Genomic DNA, 19,337 nt, shown 5'->3' with positions numbered 1-19,337 from the left:
GGCGCACTCATTTTATAATTTTTGCGAATAATCCGGTTCCAGCAATAGTGCCACGCGTTTTCCGTTCCAGCTTTGCAAGGCGAGGAGCAATCCGACGGCGGCAAGGAGATAAAAAACACCCTGCTCGCCGGCCATGCCCAGCCCCCAGCCACCAACCACACCGCCTGCGAATATCCCCAGAAACTGCATCAGCGAGTACACACCACTGGCCGCCCCCCGCTGTGCCTGGGTAGTGCTGCGGCTCATCATCGAGGGCAGAATCGCCGAGGCCACGTTGTAACCCGTGAAGAAAATCACCGCTCCCACCGCCACCGGCCAGAAGTGACCCGCGAGCAAACCCATGCACAGCGCCCCCGCAGCGATGGCAAGACCACTGAAGACCAGCATCTGTCCGTGCTGTTTGTGCCTTTCGGCGTGGATCACCGGGTAGAGCATGCCCGCCACCGAGAGCAGCATCACCGGCAGATACACTTCCCAGACGGCACTGCCCGGAATGTGCATGGCCTTGACCAGTTCCGGGGAGAGCACCACGAAACTGGCCCCCAGCACCATCTGCAGGATGAAGATGCCGACACTGGCGGTCAGAACCGGGGGGTATCGGAATATCCTCAGGGCGTCACGCCAGGTCCCCATGCGTTGCTGTAGATTGTGGGGGATGGGGGGAATCCCTTTCCACAGCGGTAACAGCGCGAGGACACCGAGTGCGGCGGCCACCAGAAATACCCCGGTCAGCCCGGAGAGACCGTAAAAAACGGGTCCCAGCGCCATCCCCAGCACATAGGCGATGGCGATGCTGCCGCCGATGGCGGCCATGGCCTTGGTGCGGTGCTGTTCCCCGGTGAGATCCCCGGCGGTGGCCAGCAGCACCGAGGAGACGGCGCCCGCACCCTGCAGCAGACGGGCGAGAATGATGCCCCAGATGTTATGGCTGACCGCCCCTAGCAGGGAGCCCAGGACGAAGATCAGCAGACCAAAGACCAGTACCCGCTTGCGCCCGAAACGGTCGGAGGCCACCCCGAAGGGAAACTGCAGGGCGGCCTGGGCCAGTCCGTAAATACCAATGGCCAGGCCCAATAGCACCGGGGTGCTGCCACGAAGCTGGTCGTTGTCCAGGGCCAGTACCGGCATGAGCATGAACAGACCGAGCATGCGCGCGACATAGATGAAGCTCAGTCCCGCTACCGCCCGCTTTTCAAACGGGCTCATGGGCGGGCCTTTGGCGGCCTCAGAAGAAGCCATAGCCCATCACCAGTTTGCCCAGGATCAGGGCGGTAAAGAGTAAAAACAGGTAGGAGATGGAGTAGGCGAACATCCGCCGCGCGTAGCGGTTCATCTCCGGGCCTTCGGGCAGGCCTTTGAGACGCAGGGCCATGCCCACGAACCATGCGCCGGAGAGCCCGGCGATGGCACCATATAACCAGTCGCCGGTGAGTAGCGCTGGCACCATGCTGACGATCCAGGTGAGCAGGGCGTAGTTCCGCACTTCCCGGCGCGTGCGATCGACGCCATGGGTCACCGGCAGCATGGGAATGCAGGCCTTGGCGTAGTCTTCCCGACAACAGATGGCCAGCGGCCAGAAGTGCGCCGGGGTCCAGACGAATACCAGCAGGACCAGCACCAGCGGCAGCGCGGCGAGACTGCCGGTGATGGCGGTCCAGCCGATCAGTGGCGGCAGGGCTCCGGCAAGACCGCCCCAGACGATGTTCCAGGGCGTGCTGGGTTTGAGGTAGAGGGTGTAGACGACACCGTAGCCGACGGTGCCTACCAGGGTCAGTACCAGGGTCAGCGGGTTGGTGCCCCAGGCCAGTACGGCAATGGCGGCGCACATCAGTGTCATGGCATAGGCAATGGCACCACCACGGCTGATGCGTCCTTCGGCCAGCGGCCGGTGGAGGGTGCGTCGCATGTGCTGGTCAAGGCCGGGCTCGACAATCTGGTTGAGTACCCCTCCTGCCCCTCCGGCCAGCGCAATACCCGCCAAACCCGCCAGCCCCGACTCCCAGTGCAACCCGGCGTCGGGGGCGAGGATCTCGCCCACTGCGGCGGTAAATACCAGCAGCGATACCACCCGCGCCTTGGCCAACACCCAGAGATCGCGAACAAAAGACGGCCGAACCCGGGGACCAGAAAGACCGCCAATGCCGCCGCTATGTACTCCTTCTTTTAACATGACGTAGGACCTCGTTAACGCCACTGCAGAACAATGGCGAGAGACATGAGCAGGACCATGGACTGGTGAAAGACCACCATGACGCCAGGATCCCGGGGTTTGAGATTCACCGCATGAAACAATAAAAACCCAACCGCAACCTGGGTTACCGCCAGATAAAAAGCGACAGGATAGGCAGGCATCATCCAGCCAAGCGTGGCGACCAGCAGCAAGGCCGCACTGACATGGGCAGCGATGGTCCACTGTGAGGCCTTCTGAGGTTTGACGAAGGGGTCGATGGGAGTGCCGAAGCCGCGCTGACCGGTGGTCATACCCCCGAGAAATACGGCGAGGAGCAGGGCATGCAGAGCGCCTACGGCACGGAGGTAGCTCCAGAAGTCGAGCCCCGGATAGACCAGACCGGTCAGGTAAACGAGGAAGACCCCATAGGCGAGCAGGCCGTGAGTGCCGTGAACGAACGCCGGGGCCCTGCCGGCGAGGACATACAGAGTGCCCATACCGAACAGGGCGGTAACTATGATCAGGGACAACCCGCTGATCGTAGTGATACTTGGCGACAGTATCACCAGCGCAAGGGCCACCAGGCCGACCAGGGTCGCTACCAGGCGATGTGCCGCCTCAGGATCACCGCGCACCATCAGTACCGCGATGTTGCGCGTGTAAGGCCAGCGGGTCCCCAAGGACAGACCGTAGCCGAAACCCTCGACGATACTGCCGAGCAAGATCAGGGCGATGGCAAAACCCACCTCGCTGGCTTTGAGGCCGTTGACGACATCCGCTATAAAACCCTGGTGGCTGTTCATGCCGCGCCACAACCCGGCCAGCACCGCCGCCAGCAGCATCCCGGTAATCAGCCTGCCAATCACCCGCACTACCGGCGTCATCTCCCCTTCCACGGCGTGGGGAATGCCGTTCGTACCCTGGTATGTAACCCCGTCCGATACCTCCTGATGAATATTGTGCTGCATATTTACCACCTTAAATGAAGAAACGTCAGGATATCTGAGTTTGGGACTTTATCTGAATGAATTAATATATGTACCGAGGCACGCGTGTTTTCGTGGTCCATAGATTAATAAACTAGATCAATCATCATATGTTGCATGCAAACATACTCATAACATCATACAAAGCATAACGCAATACATGAAATTCGTATTTTATAATAAATACCAATGGCCAGGGCAAGATAACCATTTGCCCTGGCCACCAGGACCTACACTAGCAAAGCACAGCTGCCCAGACAACAACCATCCAGGACTTACTTGACAATGATTTTACCAAACATACCGGTGGCGGCATGCCCCGGTATCTGACATACGTAGTAGTAAGTACCCGCCGTCGGATGCCAGGTGAAATCCGTATATCCGAACTTGCCATCTTTTGGGACCGGGCTAAATCCAGTTCCTGCGACAATGGGGTCAATCACCGGCATAACCGCATAAGGCGGTCCTTTTTTAGTGATGTCAAAACTATGACCAAATCCCTTGTTGGTGTTAATGAAGGTCACGTCTACGGTTGCCCCTGCGGGAATCTCCAAGGTCGGGTTCTTTTTGTCATGAACTTCAAAGCTCGGGAACGGAAATCCCGGGAGCACGGCCGCCGCGACCACATGTACAGTCTTGCCGCTGTAGGTAACTGTATCGCCACTGACTTTTCCGGTATCTTTCTCCAGCATGGCCTTAACTTGGGGAAGCGTCGCCTCTTTCCATGTGGTATCCAGCGTGCCGGCCATCGCGGTACCCATGCCGACCGTTGCCGCCAGAGCCGCAGCCGCACCAACAGTCACATACCAGTTCTTTTTCATCGTGTTCTGTGTATACATAAGTTATCCCTTCTCCTTAACGTTTAACCTGAGTAGAACCAGCCGCCCTACAAAACCATCACCGGGCCCTCTGGCATTTTAATATGCTACTACATGGTATTCATCGCCCTATCCAGCCGGGGAATTGTCTCAAAACAGCACTCTAAGGGTAACATAATAGCCACCCAGAGCAATAATAGCCCACAATAATCCTATGATCAACACGATGTTTCCATCCCATGCGCCATCATCGCGATCATCGTGAGAAATTAAACAGCCTTCCTTGTTCATGATTTACCTCCTTTGAAGCATGGATAACGACGTCGCAACAGTAAAACGCAAAACAACTCCGGATGGCCGCCCGGTACTCGCACGACCATCCGTGGAACATCATGCGTTTCCAGATGCGCCGTCTTCTCCCTTTTTTAGAATACGCAGCCGATCTTCCTTGCTTGCCTCCTTTAATACCCACCAAAAGTATGCACTCAGAAACACCACAGGAAACCCAATGTACCCCGTCAGCCAGAAAAACGTCGGATCATCAGCTCCAGACGGGATAACGAACGATAAATGTGACATATCCATTATCTAACCCTCACTCCATTAGAGAATCTTCTAAACTGCATTACGCAATATAGAAAACAATAAAAAATGCAACCCATAGAACAATCACACCGCCCCAGAAGGTTAACACGTTATACGACACCCATCGCTCGCGTTTCGCGCGCTCTGGAGTGCGAGTGATTTTCATGATACTCGCCAGCAGCGCCAGGATGGCCGCCACGAAATGTACCAGAAACCACAAGCTGGTGATGTCATAAATCCCGCCATAACCACTACCGATGGTTAAGGTAGTCCAGTTGTAGACGATTCCACCCGCCATCACCAACGAGACCACCATCAGGGTTGCCAGACTGCTCACGATACCGGCATCATCGCCCTGATCCAGTTTTTTGCGGGCCGTCATCACCGGCACCAGGCTGACGAGCATCAGAACAGTCAGCGCAACACCCACGCCCATGCTCAATGTAGCGGGCACCGCAGTGCCCCCCCACAGAAAACGCGCGAGGTCCCACATCGCAAAAATGATGGCTGCAAAAAGCATCAGGAAAAAGAACGCACCCCTTTTTGCACGCTCCGAGGCCGGATCCATTAGCTTGGCATAACTGTTGTCTGTCATGGTTCAACTCCTTCTAATTTACTTGCTGGGCGTAGACACCCAAATAAAGGGGTCTTTTGCTTCCGCCGCGTAGTTATCGTTCGGGCCCACAACCTCTGGCTCCGTTCCTGCTGGATATGGCACATACGGTGTTGGCGATTTTATTTGCCATTCCAGGCCGTTGCTGCCCCAAGGGTTAGCTTCGGCCTTTGGCCCATAGCGCCAACTGTATAAAAGATTGGCCAGCGGAATGAGAAACCCTGCGCCCAAGAAAAAGGATGAAATAGACATAAACAGGTTGATGTCATGCAGGTAAGGAAGATATATCGCAATTCTCCTGTTCATTCCATCGAGTCCAGCTATAAACATGGGAAAGAACGTACAATTGAAGAATACGAAAAACCACCATGCGTGAAACTTTCCCCAAAATTCATTGATCTTCCGTCCAGTAACCTTGGGAAACCACCAGTATAGCGCGGCAATCCAGGTAAAGATCACTCCACCAAGCATCGTATAATGGAAATGCGCAATAACCCAGTAGGTGTTGTGCAGCTGAAGGTCGGCGGGAACGTCGGCATTGAATATGCCCGTCAGCCCACCGATCAGGAAGTTCATCATCGCCATCAATACGAGCAATACCGCAGCATTAATTCTTAAACGACCACCCCATATCGTTCCGATGGCGGACAAATAAATGAACCCTGTCGGAATGGATACAGTTTCCGTTATGGTCATGAATATGGGCATACGCGCGTCACTCACCGCAGTGAAGTAGTGATGGACACCCAACATTGCACCCAACATGGAAACGCCAACCAGTCCGGCGATGGCCCAACCCCTAGCAAACAACGGCCGCTTGGCCGCGGCAGGAAGAATCTCCAGCCATATGGCAAAAGCGGGCAGAATGAAAACGTAGACCTCTGGATGGAACAAAAACCAGAACTGATCGAGATACGCTAACGGGTGGCCGGTGGGACCGGTATAAAAATGCGATCCGGCGATCATGTCGGATAAGTCCATGAGCGCGCCGGTATAGGTTGCTGGCGACTCTACGACGAGAATGGTGGCTGCCGCAAATAAACCCCACACAAAAATCGGAACGCGACCCAAGCTCATGCCCTTGGCGCGCATGTACACCATGGTTCCGGCGATATTGATGGCTCCAAGTAGCGACGCAACAAGAATGGTGGCGGCACCGAGGACATACCACACAATACCGCTACCACTGTTTTGCGCCAACGGCGGATATCCCCACCATCCCGTCTGAAACCCACCAATCGTAGGACTCATAAAAACAGCGAAGGTCGCCGGTGGCAAAAGCCACCAACTCAGGCCAAGAAGTTTTGGGAATACTACATTTCTCGTGCCAAGCATCAACGGGATAAGATAGTAGCCAACACCGCCGACGATGGCAGAGGCCACCACACCCAACAACATCATCAATCCATGAATACCGAACGTTTGGTTGTACTGGATTTCTGACAGCCACCAACTGGTGGAGTCTGGCGTCAACAGTTCAATGCGGATCGCCATGGCGGCCATGCCGGCAAAGAAGAACGTTAGTATATTTAAGATTACGTAGCGTACGGCTGTGGATTTTGAATCGGGACCAAAGCGAAAATAACGTTCGATACCCGTGTAAGTTGGAGCTTCTTTTCCTCCAAATGCGCGTCGTATCCATCCCTCCCATACACCGCTGCCCATCAGCCAGCAGACCAAGCCGGCCACATAACCCACTGTCGCGGGTAAAGGGTTTACGATTACCGTGTGGAGCAATAAAGCAGTGATCCATGCCGCAGCAAAATAGCCGGTTAGTCCCCAAAGCGTCGCACGGAACAGCGGAAACAGCATGCTGGCCGCAAATGGGGTCTTGTCCACTCCCGTATTGTTCAACGCATTTTCCTGAATTTCGTTAGTTGCCATTACTTACTCCTTAGTACATTTAACGTTGGGTGCTGGCAAGCCTTCCGTTGGCTTTACTAGAAGCTATTGTTTGCCACCCAAGCCTTGAAGTCCGCTGGCGTTACCACTTTCACCGGAGCGCGCATCAACGGATGTCCGTTGCCACAAATCAAGGAACACTGTACACGCAGCATGGGGTTTGTAGCGGTTGTCCCCAACATGGTGGGTGTAATAAACAAGTGCCGCACTTCATTGGGGATCACATCTTTTTTCTCACCCCAGGCAGGCACCCAAAAATCGTGCATGACATCCTTTGTCCGCAGAACGAAGTCTATGGTGCGGCCCTCGGGAACCACCAGTTGTGACACATCCGTTACGCCCTGCTTAGGATAAGAGAACGTCCACTTCCACTGTTGCGCGGTAACATCGATCACCAATGGGTTCTTCGTATCTAACTGGATACCCCAAAGTTGTTCCAGACCCACCATACCCGGATAAATGGTATTTGCCAGGTTGATGCCTATGGCCAAAACCAGCCAGGTCACCACGAAAGGCGCCCAGGTCCGTTTTTGATAAGCCGGCGCCGCGGTGTCTGACATGGACGATGCGCGGAAACGAAATGCGCTATATACAATCGCACCGCCGACCAGCACATAGATGACTACGGCCTGCCACAACAGGTATGTGGTGGCATCTGCGGTAATATGCGCCTGAATACTCCCCAAAATTGGCCAGTTACCGATACCCCAGGCCATCAGCGTTTCGAAAATCGCCAGGCCAATAATCCAGACCACCACCAAGCCGCGGAAAGCTTTCCATAAGTTTTCTTTTGCTGCGTTCATATGCCCTCCCTAAATTAGCTTCCCTGAGCAGGTAGTATGTCAAGAATACCATGCATCCCATTCATGAAGTGTTGACCCGTCTGCAGAAAACACCCATATTCCCATTTTCCGGGCTTATTGGGCACCACAAAACTGAAGGTGTACTTTTGTCCACCGTTGAGGCTGACGGAAAACGCCGGTACTGGCCCTGTCTGTCCCCCGCTGGTAATCGGCACACCATCAAAGAAGTTATCTTTCCATCCCACGGCGATAGCCTGTGATTTTGGAAAGCCATTGTCCCGGGATACCAGCGTTCTGCCGATGGAGAACTGATGCGCAATCGGGGGCGCTGATTGCGATCGGTTATCAATCGTCAACTCCACTTTTTCCCCGACATGCCAGGTCATGCGATCCGGTTTATAATAATAGTTGAACTCATCGATCGTATAATGATGTACCCCATTAATGACCTGCCCGGAAGGATTGGGCAGGGCTACCGCTTTTTCCCACTCCAGGGCACCTATAATTACCCCCGCGCATATCACGGCGGATACAAGCACCGTAGTCATACCTTTTTTTGCTGCCATACCTCTACCTCCTTTGAGAAGCACATAAACCTGACGGTGCAAATGCCTGGCAGACCCATTTTTATAAACTTCAGCCTGCCAGGAAAACTTCTATTGACCAATTACAACGCTTACAGCGATGAAAGATAAGCCGCCACATCCTTCATCTGCGCCACGGTGATATTCTTCGCAATCTGGTTCATCAGGGTATTTACCCGTGTGCCGTTGTGGAAGTAGGTCAACTGCTGAATGATGTAGCCGTAACGCTGGCCCGCCAGCCGGGGGAACGGGCCCGCCCCTTGGCCATCCGATCCGTGGCATTCCATACAGGCAGGGATTTGTTCGTTGGTAACCCCTTGGTTGAATATGGCCTTTCCTTCTTTCGCACCGACATGCTTGATGCCGCTGCTTTGCATCGGCGGCTTCTGGGCGTTGAAGTAATCTGCCAGCGCCGTGATTTTCGCACTGTCCAGCGCTTGCGCCACGGGCCACATGTAGATCTCGCCATTCTGATCCGCACGCGAGTGATCCTTATACGCTTTCAACTGCGCTTCCATATAACTCTTATGCTGTCCGGCCAGGCGGGGGACGATCGGATAGAGCGTGTCACGGCCCGTCATCCCGTGGCATACCATGCAATCACTGGAGACGCGGTATGGTGCCGGCGCGTCGGCGCTGCCGACTGCAGCACTCGCCTGCCCGGCCACCAGCAAGAGTGCGCTGAACAGAAGGAAGGTTCTCGACTGATACATCTTGCTATGTTGATAGGTCATCGTGTCGTTCTCTTTATTGCGCAACCGGTCTTGGCTTAAGTATGTCGTCATGGCATCGGCTCCTAGTATGATATCCAGGCCAGCAGTTCAAGGGTGTTATACGCAGACGCCCCATATCCAAGGTTGTTGGACGACGCCGAACCAACGCCATTGAACTTGTTGTATACGACATATCGCAAGGAGAAGCGGGTATTCCACCACGGCAGATAGGAAGCCTCTATCCATTCATTGCTGGTATCTGGAGAACCACTATTAGTGTATGTGGTAGTGTAGAGACCGGGGTTAGCGGACCCCCACACATTCCGGTATCCGCCCTGAATGCCGTAGTGGTCATGATACCAGTAGGTGGCGTTAACATTGAAGAAATTTAAGTTACCGGAGGAGTTCGAAGATATGATATTCCCCGCTCCAAATTGCTGCTGCTCGTTTACCCATGCGGCACGGATCGTCACGTTATTGTTGTCGTTGGTATCAAGCCATTGGAGCTGAGTATCTAAATCATAATCATCGAAGGTATCAATGGGGCCGCCTGCTTTGCTGATATTATTGAGAGGATTATTTAGGGTGTTATCGTACACGCTGGACCACATGCCAAAGGTGCCGACCTCCCAGTTCCAGTCACCCCAATCGTGCTGATAGGCAAGACGAACATAAGGAGCGCCCCCTGAAAGCCTGCCCTGGGGGCCAGCTGCAGTAAAACCGCCAACCGGGTTGACTTGGGTTCCTTGACCGTTGGTATAGACATCGGCGTCTGCGTACAGCCAGTTTGCCCGGTTTGGCCCAAAAATATCCGCCCCATAGACACCAACACCCGCTAATGGGTAACCCGCGCCCGCTGAACTTTCAATGAATGGCTGAGGTACGTGGCCCCAAGACGAATAATCCGAGGAGAAAAATGGTGCCTGCCAATCAGGTGTGGTATTCCACAAGTCCATAGCAGTCGGGGTATTGTTGACGTCTACGCCCGTAACCAAAAGATTGTTGGTGCCCAACTTCCATGGATGGGCCCAGACAATGCTGGAGTCGTCAAAACTAAATCCTCCGCCGCCGGTACCACTGCCGCCGCCCGAGTAGGTGATATGCAGAAACGAGCCGATATGCGGAGTGATTTCACCGGCATAGAACAAGCTCACCTGTTGTGGAAACTGAACATTATTGTTGGGAGAAGCATTCGCATTAGAGTTACCAGAACCAAACACCGCCTGCCCGCCACCAACATTGGTCGCCGAGGCCTGCAGGAAGATAGAAAATTGTGACACGCGGGATATGAGCAGACCGACGCTGTTCCCGAACTTGGCTTGGAGCTTCTGCTGCCGTTGCAGGTTTGTGGTCGTGAACCCGAGCAATTTGAACATTCTGCCCATGGGCGTCAACTGCGGGTAGGATGTGTGACAGGCGGCGCACGACCAACCGGTCTGGCGCGCAAAGGATGGCAGTGCCCAGGCACTGGAAGATAACGCCATTCCACCAACTGCTGCTAATGCTACGATCAACCTTTTCTTTTTAAAACCAACGGACGATGACACCATAACCCCCTCCATAGCGGTATGCGCTTTCAGGCATATTAGATAAACAAAATACGCTCATGCGCCCGGTCTTCCTGCCAGGCTGGTAACACCAAACCACAACAACGCGATGCCAATTAGCCTCGACCTTTAACCAATGTTGTTGCGTTGTTAACAATACCCACACGTTCTATTTAATACAAACCGCGATGCTTTGCAACATCTTTTTATGCGCTCATTAAAATGCATGGCTACCTCATCCATGCATCTCGCGATCGCCTCGATGGTCATAACTATAATGCTTTTATAATCAATATTTTGCGCATAGTTGCCAGAATATCGATCCAGTAAAATGCAATAAAGTAAATAACGAACATAAGAAAAGAATTATGTGCTAACGTTATTTTATCATGTTAACCATGCCGTTTAATTATAGGCCGTGATCACTAGAGGTCCAAAAATCGACATGCCAAGATCTCACCAAGCCAGGCACCCTCAGCACGAAGGTGATGGAAGGGGTATCTAAAGACGGGGGCATCCACTCTGAAGTGCTGCGCCCCAATCAAGAAGTAGGGGGTATGCTAGCGTAGGGCCGTAGTCTGAAACTGACTGCGCCGATAGATACGGTTGGTTGCAAACCTTGGTGCGTATCTTTGAATGCCCATGTGGTTTGAGTTCGTGGAATCGGATCTGACTTGCTGAGTACAGTCAAAGATATTGATGGTTTTGGATGCGCTGACGGTCACGTAGCGTGGGGGGCAAGGGGTAAACCCCCTCACAGAGCTTGAACAAACGCACCCGTTGGGCGAGTGTCACTTTCCAACCAAGAAAGGACCCCGCCAGTGGGCTATAACCTTCTGCATGCTCCAAAAATACTTCAGTTTCCACTGAAGTCAAGCCGCTCCCGCTTTATCCGGTCGCGGAACTTTCGTTCTATGCTTCATGTAGAGGTCAGCAGTCAGATGTTATATAACCTATTATTTGTCATTACTTAATTACGTCAATTTTCTTGCCTTGGGATAGAGAAGTTAAATAGCTGACGAGCGCTACCATTTTCTTGCTGTCATAAGGCAGCGCTTTACCCAGAAGCGCGTTTTTGATACATGAGTTAACTTGCATGTCAAGGGTAATCACCCGACCAGCCCGCTTGTTATAATGGGGAAAGGTAGCCGCGGCGCCGATGAGGCTGGGTATGGATTTACCGTTTGGTAACATTCCTTCGCTACGTCCACCTCCACGATGACAGGTCATACAGGAATTACCGCGACTCCCCAGGGATGTTGAGGCAAAAAGCGTTGAGCCATACTTGATAGCGTTTTGCATTGCGCTTGTCGATGTTTCCGCCGAGGCGGTTACACACCAGAGCAAGGCGGATGTCGACAACAGGCTTACGATAAAACGTATTTTATACCCCATGAGTAAAACCTCCTTTTCAATTGGCAACCAACCGGTCTGGCTTTTGTCAGATAGTTACCGTCCCCATAATTTGACGGGGGCTCATTACCTACATTGGCGCGAAGCCTGACGCCAGCAGGGTGGAAGGCTCTTAGCAGTAAAAGTCCATGCTTCGGTATCCGGAGAACAAGCGCGCCGTCAACTTTTGAGAGTATAGACAACATTCGTCGTTGACGTGAGACCGGCAATATGGCGCCACCGAAGGGCGGCGTGTACCGCGCTTACTGATCACTCCTCCCCCTCATCCCCATCCTCGCCCGCCCGCCGCTCGCCCTTCAGGGCGATACTCAGGTTCTTCAGCTTGCGATAGAGATGCGTGCGCTCCAGCCCCACCACTTCCGCCGTCCGCGCGATATTCCACTCGTTACGCGCCAGATGGTACTCCAGGAAGGCGCGCTCGAAGCGCTCCCGCGCGCGCTTCAGCGTACCGCCGAAATCTTCTCCGTCGAAATTGCTGTTGGCGAGGACGAGTCGATTATCCAGTCCCAGAGCACCCTCCACCTCTTCCGCGCTGATCTCCGGGCCTTCCGCCAGAATCAGCAGGCGTTCCACCAGGTTCTGCAATTCCCGGATATTGCCCGGCCACGGATAATGCCGCAGCACCTCCAGGGTTTCCGGGGCGAAACGGCGCGCCGCCAGACCATCGCGGGCGCCATAAAACCGTACGAATTCTTCTATCAGTGTCGGAATATCCGCACTCCGCGCCGACAGCGGCGGCACCTTCAAGGGCAGGGCGCTGAGACGGTAGTAGAGATCGCTGCGAAATTGCCCGCTCTGCACCGCGTGCGCCAGATCCTGCGCGCTTCCGGCGATAACGCGCACATCCACGGGCACGGGCGTCGTCCCGCCCACCCGGATGGTGCGCCGCTCCTGCAGGGCCGAGAACAGGCGCGCCTGGGTTTCCAGATCCATATCGGCAATTTCGTCGATGAAGAGTGTACCGCCATGGGCGACTTCCAGACGCCCGCGGGTCAGCTTGCCATGCTCCTCGCTGCCGAACAGTTCGACCGCAACGTTGGGGCGGGCGATGGCGGCGGCACGCAGATCCACGAAAGGCCCCTGCGCCCGCCGGCTTTGCCGGTGCAGATAACGCGCGGCCACTTCCTTGCCGCTGCCCGGCTCGCCCAGCAGCAACGCCCAGGAATCCACTGCCGCCACCCGCTGCAACTGCTCGCGGAACTGGCGGATGACCGGACTGTCGCCGCTCGGTCGCTCCACCCAACCCGCCTGCACACGCAGATCCCGGTTCTCGCGCTGCAAGCGACTGGATTCCAGGGCATGACTGACGGTAAGCAGGGTCTTGTCCAGCGATAGCGGCTTTTCAATGAAGTCATAGGCGCCGAGCTTGGTCGCCTGCACCGCCGTTTCAATGGTGGCGTGCCCGGACATCATCACCACCGGCTGCTCCAGACCCGCTTCGGCCCAACGCCGCAAGAGGCTGACGCCGTCCTCACCCGGCATCCAGATATCGAGGAGGACGAGGTCCGCCATCTGATCACGCAGCAGCACTTCGGCGGCTTCCGCACTACCGGCGGTATGCACGCTGTAGCCTTCGTCCTCCAGAATTTCTGCCAGGGTCGCGCAGATATCGGGTTCGTCATCCACCACCAGAATATTCAATCGTGCATCTTCCATGCCGCCTCCTGAACACCTGTCTCAACCTAACGGAAAATCCATAACGATGCGCGCACCGCCCCGCAAACCCTGATTATCGGCAATAATCTGCCCGCCGTGCTCCTCAACGATACGCCGGACGATAGCGAGACCCAGCCCCGAACCCTTCACCTTGCTGGTAACATAGGGCTCGAAAACCCGCGCCAGCAACTCGGCCGGGAAGCCGGGCCCATCATCTGACACACTCAACTCTAGCATCTTTGTGGGGCTGGCGTCCGCCAAACGGGTGCGAATCAGGATATGCTTACCATCAGAAGATTCTACGCCACCCTGTAAGGCGTCAAGGGCATTGCGCAGAAGATTATTGAGGATTTGGCGCAGGCGATGCACATCGGCCCGCAGGGGGGGCAGGCCCGCACCCAGCTCCGCCCGAATCTCCACCCCGCTCTCTTGCCCACGATACAGGTCGAGCACGTCCTGAACCAGCGTGTTGAGATCGAGCGGGCGCAACTCCAGTTGCGGCTGCCGGGCATACTCCGAGAAGGCATCCACCATCACCTTGAGGGCATCCACCTGGTGGATGATGGTACGGGTGGCACGATCCATGGTCTCCCCCTCATCGCCAAGGCGTTCCAGATATTTGCGCCGCAGCCGCTCGGCGGAGAGCTGAATGGGGGTGAGCGGGTTCTTGATCTCGTGGGCCAGACGCCGCGCCACTTCACTCCAGGCGGCGCTGCGCTGGGCGGCGACCAGCGTACTGATGTCGTCAAAAACCAGGACGAAACCCCGACTACCAGCGTCATCCGCAAAATGCGCGCCATGCACGATAATGGTCTGTGGCCCGTCGGAGCGCTCAATCTGCAACTCTTTCTGCATCCCGTTACGGGGGTGTTCCACCCAATCCGCCACCAGCTTCCATAGGGGCTCCAGCGCGGTACCGTCATGCAAGTCATCCAGAGCACTGCCTCTGAACAGATCCGCCTGAAGGATATGGGTCGCCGCCGCGTTGACTTCGGCCAAATGATTTTCGCCGTCAAAGGTCAGGATGCCGCTGGAAATCTGTCCGAGCACGGTCTCCAGATACAACCGCCGCTGCTCCGCCTGCTCCTGCGCCGCCGCCGCCTGCTGCTTGGCCCGCGCCAGTTGTCGGGTCATATTGTTGAACGAATGTATCAGGACACCCAGCTCGTCGTGACTTGCCACGGTCTGCAAGGGAATAAACTCGCCACGTGCCACCGCCTGGGTTCCCGCCGCCAGGCGCGCAATGGGCGCGGTCAGTCGTCGCGCCAGCAGCAGCCCCATCCACACCGCCGACAGCACAGCCAGCAGCAAGGCCACCGCCAGGCTGAGCTGGAAGGCCGTTTTCATCGGTTCGCGCATCAGCATCAACTGGTGATACCGGGTATACGCCACCTGCACCGCCTCTGCGGCCCGGGTCAGTTGCTCGGGGATGGGTTGTTCCACGTAAAGCATGCGGTTGCTTTCCCCCAAGTGTGGGCTCAGCACCGGGATCAGCACCTTTACCAGCAGGCCGCCCTTGGGTTCCGGCTCGATGGTGGCGGTCGGATGGCCCTCTTCCATGGCGAGAATTTCCCGGCGTGGCAAGCGTGGGGCCAGACTGAGGTTATCACTGCTGGTGGCGATGATCCGGTTGTCGCTGGAGAAGAGGGTTACGCTGCTCAGGCGATACTGATCGCGCAGGGCGATCACGGTGATTACGGCGCTGCTGTCCGACTCCCCCACCAGCGCCTGGGCAATGTTTTCCGCCGCCAGCAACGTGGAATTGCGGTAGCGATCAACCCCCGCCTTGGCCACATTCAGGGCCTGATCCAGCGCACTCTGCACAGCGCTGCTGAACCACGAGTCCACGCCCCGATTCAGATACTGCCAGGAAAAACCGAAAACGACGGCTGCCGGCAAAAAACTGAGCAGAGTAATGATGACCACCAGACGGGTAGCCAGTTGACTGCCCACCTCTCCGCGCCGCAGTCGCAACAGCAGCGCCACCACCGAGATCAGTACCAGGGAGAGCAGAAAGAGGACGATCCCCGCCGAAATCACCAGCATGGGCACAAAATAATGGCTCAGCGGCCCCCCGGCGCTGGTGAAAAAGTTGATCCCCAAAAAGGCCACAATGGCGAGCAGGAGTAGAACGGCGTCCCAGCGCGGTCCCACCCGCAGTTGCTCCCCTGCGGTTCCGGTGCTCAGGGCACGCAACCAGTTTTTCAACGGGGAAGGGGTACGACGGTCCATGGGGACTCCAGTTTCCAGTGGTCCAGCAAAGATCGCAAACGCAACGGCAGCGGTAAGGCCTGACTATCGACATACACCCGCAACGCCACCTGACCCCGCGCCGCACCGTGAGCCAGCGGGAGCACGAAGTTCCGCACCCGAGTCAGCGCTGTGACGACCTCACTCCAGTGCGCGTACAAGGTAAGCACGCCCTGCTGATCCTCGATGGCATATTGGTTTGTCAGGGGATAATAACGGATGTGCCAGCGCTGTTCCCGGCGTGCATGTACGCCGATACCGGGAATGAAGGAGAAGGGCTCGGGCTCCCGCCACTCCGCCTCCACAACCCAAGTCAGCGTCTGCCCCTGGTCGAGCACCTGCTGCAGGAGTGCTTCCTTGCCCAACTGCACGCTGGCGTCGATTTCGACAGCATTCGCATGGGGGATTACCTGCATACGTTCCACGTGAAACGCCGGACCAGCCACTGCCAGCCCGGTTGCGCAAAAAATACCGCCTAGCCCGAGCAGTATGACGACCAACAGCCGCTGCCCGATTCTGCCGGTCGGTAAGCGCAACGTGCTGCTCAGGCGCACGCGTCCTTCTCCAGCAAGGCATAGTAAAAACCATCCATATCTCCCTGGCCGGGCAGGCGTTGTCCGGTCAGCGGATGCGCCGAGCGGCGCGCATCGGAATGCCGCTGAACAAAGGCGACGATCTGTTCTTCGTTCTCCTCTGGCAATACCGAGCAGGTGGCATAGAGCAACCGACCACCGGGGCGCAGACAAGGCCACAACCCTTCCAGCAGACGCGCCTGTTGCGCCACGGCTTCGGCCACATCTTCCGGTTGGCGACGCAGGCGAATATCGGGATGGCGGCGAATGACCCCGGTGCCGGTACAGGGTGCATCCAGGAGAATGGCGTCATAGGTCTCACCATTCCACCAGGTGGCGGTTTCCGCCGCATCGGCCGCCTGCAAATGCACCTCGCCGCCTTGTCTTTTCAGCGTTTCACGCACCCGGTTCAGGCGTTCCGCGGAGCGGTCCAGGGCATCCAGGCGCGTTGCCCCCAATGCCCACAGGTGAGCCGTCTTGCCGCCGGGCGCCGCACAGGCATCCAGAATTCGCTCCCCCTCTCGGGGCGCAAGAATGTGGGCCGCCAGTTGTGCCGCGCCGTCCTGTACCGCCACCCAGCCGTCATCCCAGCCCGGCAGGGTCGCTACCGGCACACTGGCGGGCAGGCACAAGGCCGCCGTACTCCACGTCACGCCCTCGGCCTCACGGCCCTGTTCTGCCAGCAACCGCCGATAGGCACCGGGGTCCACCCGCTGCGTATTCACCCGCAGCCAGAGGGGCGGCACGCTGTTATTGGCTGCGGCAATGGCCGGCCAGTCCTGCGGATAGGCCGCGCGCAAGCGCGCCGCCAACCAGGCCGGATGCCCGAGATCGCGATCGACCAGCGCTGTATCCAAAACCTCACGCTCTCGCAGATAACGGCGCAGAACGGCATTCATCAGGCCGCGCGCCCACGGTTTTTTGACGGTCTCTGTCATCTCCACCCAGTCATTGACCACCGCAAAGGCGGGTCGTTGACCGTGGCGCAACTCAAAAAGGGCCAGACTGAGCAGAAAGCCCAGATCGGCATCCTCCTCGCGCCACGCCTTGCGCAGCAATTGAGCGGCCAGGGCCTGCAAGGGCAGATATTCGCGCAGCGTGCCCAGCACCAACCATTGCAAGGTCGCCCGATCCGCACCAGTCAACGAAACCGGCAGCAGCGCGGCATCCACCGTCTGCCCGCTGTCCACGCCGCGCAATACGGCAATGGCGGCCTTGCGCACGGCCCCACCCGATGTACTTTTTGTCCTTTCAATCCCTGCTCGCACTTCCTTCATCCCAGGACTTCACCGACCTGCGGGCGATAACCGCGGGCGAAATCACTGCCACTGAGCACTCCCTTGCCTGCAGGCTGAACCGCCAGCAACTGCAATCGATCCTCACCACAGGTCACCACCACCCCGTCCTTTTCCACGGCGCTGATGCTGCCGGGCGGCTGATCACCTCCCGCGCCCAGCACCCGCGTCTGCCAGACCCGCAGGCCCTTGTCGCGAAAAAGCGTGTGGGCGACCGGACTGGGATTGAACGCCCGCACCAGACGCTCCAGCGTCGTTGCGGGAAGCCGCCAGTCGAGCAGCGCCTCCTCCTTCTTCAGCTTGCGGGCATAGGTCACCAGCGCGGGGTCCTGAGGTACGGGTTTGAGCCGTTCCGCCCAGAGATCGTCCAGGACGTGACGCAAAGCCTTACCACCCAACCGTGCCAAACGGTCATGCAGGCTGGCGGCCGTATCGTCAGCTGCGATGGGCACGCGCTCCTCCCATAGCACCGGGCCGGAGTCGAGCCCGGCCTCCATCTGCATGATGGCGACACCGCTTTCTTTGTCGCCCGCCGCGATCGCCCGGGCGATAGGCGCCGCGCCGCGCCAGGCCGGCAGAAGGCTGGCATGCACGTTGATGGCACCGCGCGCCGGCAGGGCCAGTATCGCTTGGGGAAGAATCTGACCGTAGGCCACGACAATCAGCAGATCCGGCGTCAGGCTCCTGAGCAATTCCAGGGCCTCACCGGTTTTACAGGATTCCGGCTGAAAAACAGGAATGCCCGCAGCCAGAGCCTCCTGCTTGACCGGGCTGGCTTGCAACGCCCGCCCTCGACCCGCCGGGCGATCCGGCTGTGTAAACACCCCGACGATGGCTTCCGGTCCTTGCCGCAGTCCGGCGAGGGTGATGCGTGCGAACTCCGGTGTCCCGGCAAAAACAATGCGATGTTTTTCTGTCACCGAGCCGCACCCTTTTTTTCCGCCTTACGGCGAATCAGATGTTGCTTGAGGCGGGACAGATGATCAACGAACAGGGTGCCATCGAGATGGTCGATCTCATGCTGCAGGCAAACCGCCAGCAGTCCGTCAGCCTCCAATTCAACGGTTTTGCCCTGTACCGTGGTGGCGCGTACCGTCACCTTTTCGGCGCGGCGCACCGTTTCCAGCACCCCCGGCACCGACAGACATCCTTCCTTCATCTCTTCCTCGCCCGTGCGCGCAATGATTTCCGGATTCAGCAACGTCAACAGATCGTTGCGATTTTCCGAAACATCCACGACAATCATCCGGTGGCCAGCGGCCACCTGTGGCGCGGCCAGACCGATGCCCGGGGCATCATACATGGTCTCCGCCATATCGTCGGCAAGCTGCTGAATCTGTTTGTCCACCCTGGCTATGGGCAGAGCCACGTCCTTGAGGCGGGCGTCAGGAAACTCCAGTATCTTCAAAAGGGGCATTTCGTCACCAATT

At 56.9% G+C, this 19,337-nt stretch carries 18 protein-coding genes; all 18 read right to left on the bottom strand.

The window, feature by feature from the left end:
- Positions 1-12: 12 nt before the first annotated feature.
- The 18 genes from F6A13_RS00180 to def all read right to left on the bottom strand — a co-directional run bounded on the left by F6A13_RS00180 (position 13) and on the right by def (position 19,324).
- A complete protein-coding gene (locus F6A13_RS00180) occupies positions 13-1,206 on the bottom strand; it encodes an MFS transporter (RefSeq protein WP_126605688.1) in 1,194 nt (397 codons plus the stop codon).
- Positions 1,207-1,225: 19 nt separating this feature from the next.
- Positions 1,226-2,170, bottom strand: coding sequence for a heme o synthase (locus F6A13_RS00175; protein WP_113526421.1), 945 nt, complete (start codon positions 2,168-2,170; stop codon positions 1,226-1,228).
- Positions 2,171-2,184: 14 nt separating this feature from the next.
- Positions 2,185-3,138, bottom strand: a complete 954-nt coding sequence (locus F6A13_RS00170; RefSeq protein ID WP_192796474.1) for a cytochrome C oxidase assembly protein — start codon at positions 3,136-3,138, stop codon at positions 2,185-2,187.
- 293 nt (positions 3,139-3,431) lie between these two features.
- Positions 3,432-3,995, bottom strand: coding sequence for a rusticyanin (locus F6A13_RS00165; protein ID WP_113526420.1), 564 nt, complete (start codon positions 3,993-3,995; stop codon positions 3,432-3,434).
- A 129-nt stretch (positions 3,996-4,124) separates the two neighbouring features.
- A complete protein-coding gene (locus F6A13_RS15285; RefSeq protein WP_172959349.1) occupies positions 4,125-4,265 on the bottom strand; it encodes a hypothetical protein in 141 nt (46 codons plus the stop codon).
- 334 nt (positions 4,266-4,599) lie between these two features.
- Complete coding sequence (locus tag F6A13_RS00155; RefSeq protein WP_113526418.1) at positions 4,600-5,154, bottom strand: cytochrome C oxidase subunit III; 555 nt, start codon at positions 5,152-5,154, stop codon at positions 4,600-4,602.
- Between the two features lie 18 nt (positions 5,155-5,172).
- Positions 5,173-7,056, bottom strand: coding sequence for a cbb3-type cytochrome c oxidase subunit I (locus F6A13_RS00150; protein WP_113526417.1), 1,884 nt, complete (start codon positions 7,054-7,056; stop codon positions 5,173-5,175).
- 56 nt (positions 7,057-7,112) lie between these two features.
- Positions 7,113-7,877: a cytochrome c oxidase subunit II gene (locus F6A13_RS00145; protein ID WP_113526416.1), complete on the bottom strand. Its 765-nt coding sequence runs from the start codon at positions 7,875-7,877 to the stop codon at positions 7,113-7,115.
- A gap of 14 nt (positions 7,878-7,891) precedes the next feature.
- Positions 7,892-8,443 carry a hypothetical protein gene (locus F6A13_RS00140; protein ID WP_113526415.1) on the bottom strand — a complete coding sequence of 184 codons (552 nt, stop codon included), beginning with the start codon at positions 8,441-8,443 and terminating at the stop codon, positions 7,892-7,894.
- Positions 8,444-8,553: 110 nt separating this feature from the next.
- On the bottom strand, positions 8,554-9,246 hold the full coding sequence (locus F6A13_RS00135; protein WP_151527943.1) for a c-type cytochrome: 693 nt from the start codon (positions 9,244-9,246) through the stop codon (positions 8,554-8,556).
- Positions 9,247-9,257: 11 nt separating this feature from the next.
- Positions 9,258-10,724, bottom strand: a complete 1,467-nt coding sequence (locus F6A13_RS00130) for a cytochrome C (RefSeq protein ID WP_113526413.1) — start codon at positions 10,722-10,724, stop codon at positions 9,258-9,260.
- 963 nt (positions 10,725-11,687) lie between these two features.
- On the bottom strand, positions 11,688-12,116 hold the full coding sequence (locus tag F6A13_RS00125) for a hypothetical protein (protein ID WP_126604700.1): 429 nt from the start codon (positions 12,114-12,116) through the stop codon (positions 11,688-11,690).
- 267 nt (positions 12,117-12,383) lie between these two features.
- Entirely contained in the window at positions 12,384-13,790 is a 1,407-nt protein-coding gene (locus F6A13_RS00120; protein ID WP_151527942.1) for a sigma-54-dependent transcriptional regulator, read from the bottom strand.
- Positions 13,791-13,811: 21 nt separating this feature from the next.
- Positions 13,812-16,022, bottom strand: coding sequence for a sensor histidine kinase (locus F6A13_RS00115; RefSeq protein ID WP_151527941.1), 2,211 nt, complete (start codon positions 16,020-16,022; stop codon positions 13,812-13,814).
- Positions 15,995-16,594, bottom strand: coding sequence for a DUF4390 domain-containing protein (locus F6A13_RS00110; protein WP_151527940.1), 600 nt, complete (start codon positions 16,592-16,594; stop codon positions 15,995-15,997). The genes F6A13_RS00115 and F6A13_RS00110 overlap by 28 nt, the downstream gene beginning before the upstream one ends.
- Positions 16,585-17,889 carry a 16S rRNA (cytosine(967)-C(5))-methyltransferase RsmB gene (gene rsmB, locus F6A13_RS00105; protein WP_151527939.1) on the bottom strand — a complete coding sequence of 435 codons (1,305 nt, stop codon included), beginning with the start codon at positions 17,887-17,889 and terminating at the stop codon, positions 16,585-16,587. Before rsmB ends, F6A13_RS00110 begins: the two co-directional genes overlap by 10 nt.
- Positions 17,886-18,827, bottom strand: a complete 942-nt coding sequence (gene fmt / locus F6A13_RS00100) for a methionyl-tRNA formyltransferase (protein WP_151527938.1) — start codon at positions 18,825-18,827, stop codon at positions 17,886-17,888. The genes rsmB and fmt overlap by 4 nt, the downstream gene beginning before the upstream one ends.
- Positions 18,824-19,324 carry a peptide deformylase gene (gene def / locus F6A13_RS00095; protein ID WP_151527937.1) on the bottom strand — a complete coding sequence of 167 codons (501 nt, stop codon included), beginning with the start codon at positions 19,322-19,324 and terminating at the stop codon, positions 18,824-18,826. Before def ends, fmt begins: the two co-directional genes overlap by 4 nt.
- Positions 19,325-19,337: the final 13 nt, after the last annotated feature.

The organism is Acidithiobacillus sp. 'AMD consortium', from assembly GCF_008926505.1.
Classification (GTDB): Bacteria; Pseudomonadota; Gammaproteobacteria; order Acidithiobacillales; family Acidithiobacillaceae; genus Acidithiobacillus; species Acidithiobacillus ferridurans.
The sequence above is the reverse complement of the archived record's forward strand: the minus strand, read 5'-3'. Positions and strand labels throughout refer to the sequence as shown.

What these genes read in the sequence shown, in the direction of transcription:
- def (WP_151527937.1), bottom strand. Translation starts at nt 19,324, where the DNA reads ATGCCCCTTTTGAAGATACTGGAGTTTCCTGACGCCCGCCTCAAGGAC.
- F6A13_RS00165 (WP_113526420.1), bottom strand. Translation starts at nt 3,995, where the DNA reads ATGTATACACAGAACACGATGAAAAAGAACTGGTATGTGACTGTTGGT.
- F6A13_RS00140 (WP_113526415.1), bottom strand. Translation starts at nt 8,443, where the DNA reads ATGGCAGCAAAAAAAGGTATGACTACGGTGCTTGTATCCGCCGTGATA.
- F6A13_RS00125 (WP_126604700.1), bottom strand. Translation starts at nt 12,116, where the DNA reads ATGGGGTATAAAATACGTTTTATCGTAAGCCTGTTGTCGACATCCGCC.
- F6A13_RS00120 (WP_151527942.1), bottom strand. Translation starts at nt 13,790, where the DNA reads ATGGAAGATGCACGATTGAATATTCTGGTGGTGGATGACGAACCCGAT.
- F6A13_RS00170 (WP_192796474.1), bottom strand. Translation starts at nt 3,138, where the DNA reads ATGCAGCACAATATTCATCAGGAGGTATCGGACGGGGTTACATACCAG.
- F6A13_RS00150 (WP_113526417.1), bottom strand. Translation starts at nt 7,056, where the DNA reads ATGGCAACTAACGAAATTCAGGAAAATGCGTTGAACAATACGGGAGTG.
- F6A13_RS00115 (WP_151527941.1), bottom strand. Translation starts at nt 16,022, where the DNA reads ATGGACCGTCGTACCCCTTCCCCGTTGAAAAACTGGTTGCGTGCCCTG.
- F6A13_RS00155 (WP_113526418.1), bottom strand. Translation starts at nt 5,154, where the DNA reads ATGACAGACAACAGTTATGCCAAGCTAATGGATCCGGCCTCGGAGCGT.
- F6A13_RS00130 (WP_113526413.1), bottom strand. Translation starts at nt 10,724, where the DNA reads ATGGTGTCATCGTCCGTTGGTTTTAAAAAGAAAAGGTTGATCGTAGCA.
- F6A13_RS00175 (WP_113526421.1), bottom strand. Translation starts at nt 2,170, where the DNA reads ATGTTAAAAGAAGGAGTACATAGCGGCGGCATTGGCGGTCTTTCTGGT.
- F6A13_RS00180 (WP_126605688.1), bottom strand. Translation starts at nt 1,206, where the DNA reads ATGAGCCCGTTTGAAAAGCGGGCGGTAGCGGGACTGAGCTTCATCTAT.
- rsmB (WP_151527939.1), bottom strand. Translation starts at nt 17,889, where the DNA reads ATGAAGGAAGTGCGAGCAGGGATTGAAAGGACAAAAAGTACATCGGGT.
- F6A13_RS00135 (WP_151527943.1), bottom strand. Translation starts at nt 9,246, where the DNA reads ATGACGACATACTTAAGCCAAGACCGGTTGCGCAATAAAGAGAACGAC.
- F6A13_RS00145 (WP_113526416.1), bottom strand. Translation starts at nt 7,877, where the DNA reads ATGAACGCAGCAAAAGAAAACTTATGGAAAGCTTTCCGCGGCTTGGTG.
- F6A13_RS15285 (WP_172959349.1), bottom strand. Translation starts at nt 4,265, where the DNA reads ATGAACAAGGAAGGCTGTTTAATTTCTCACGATGATCGCGATGATGGC.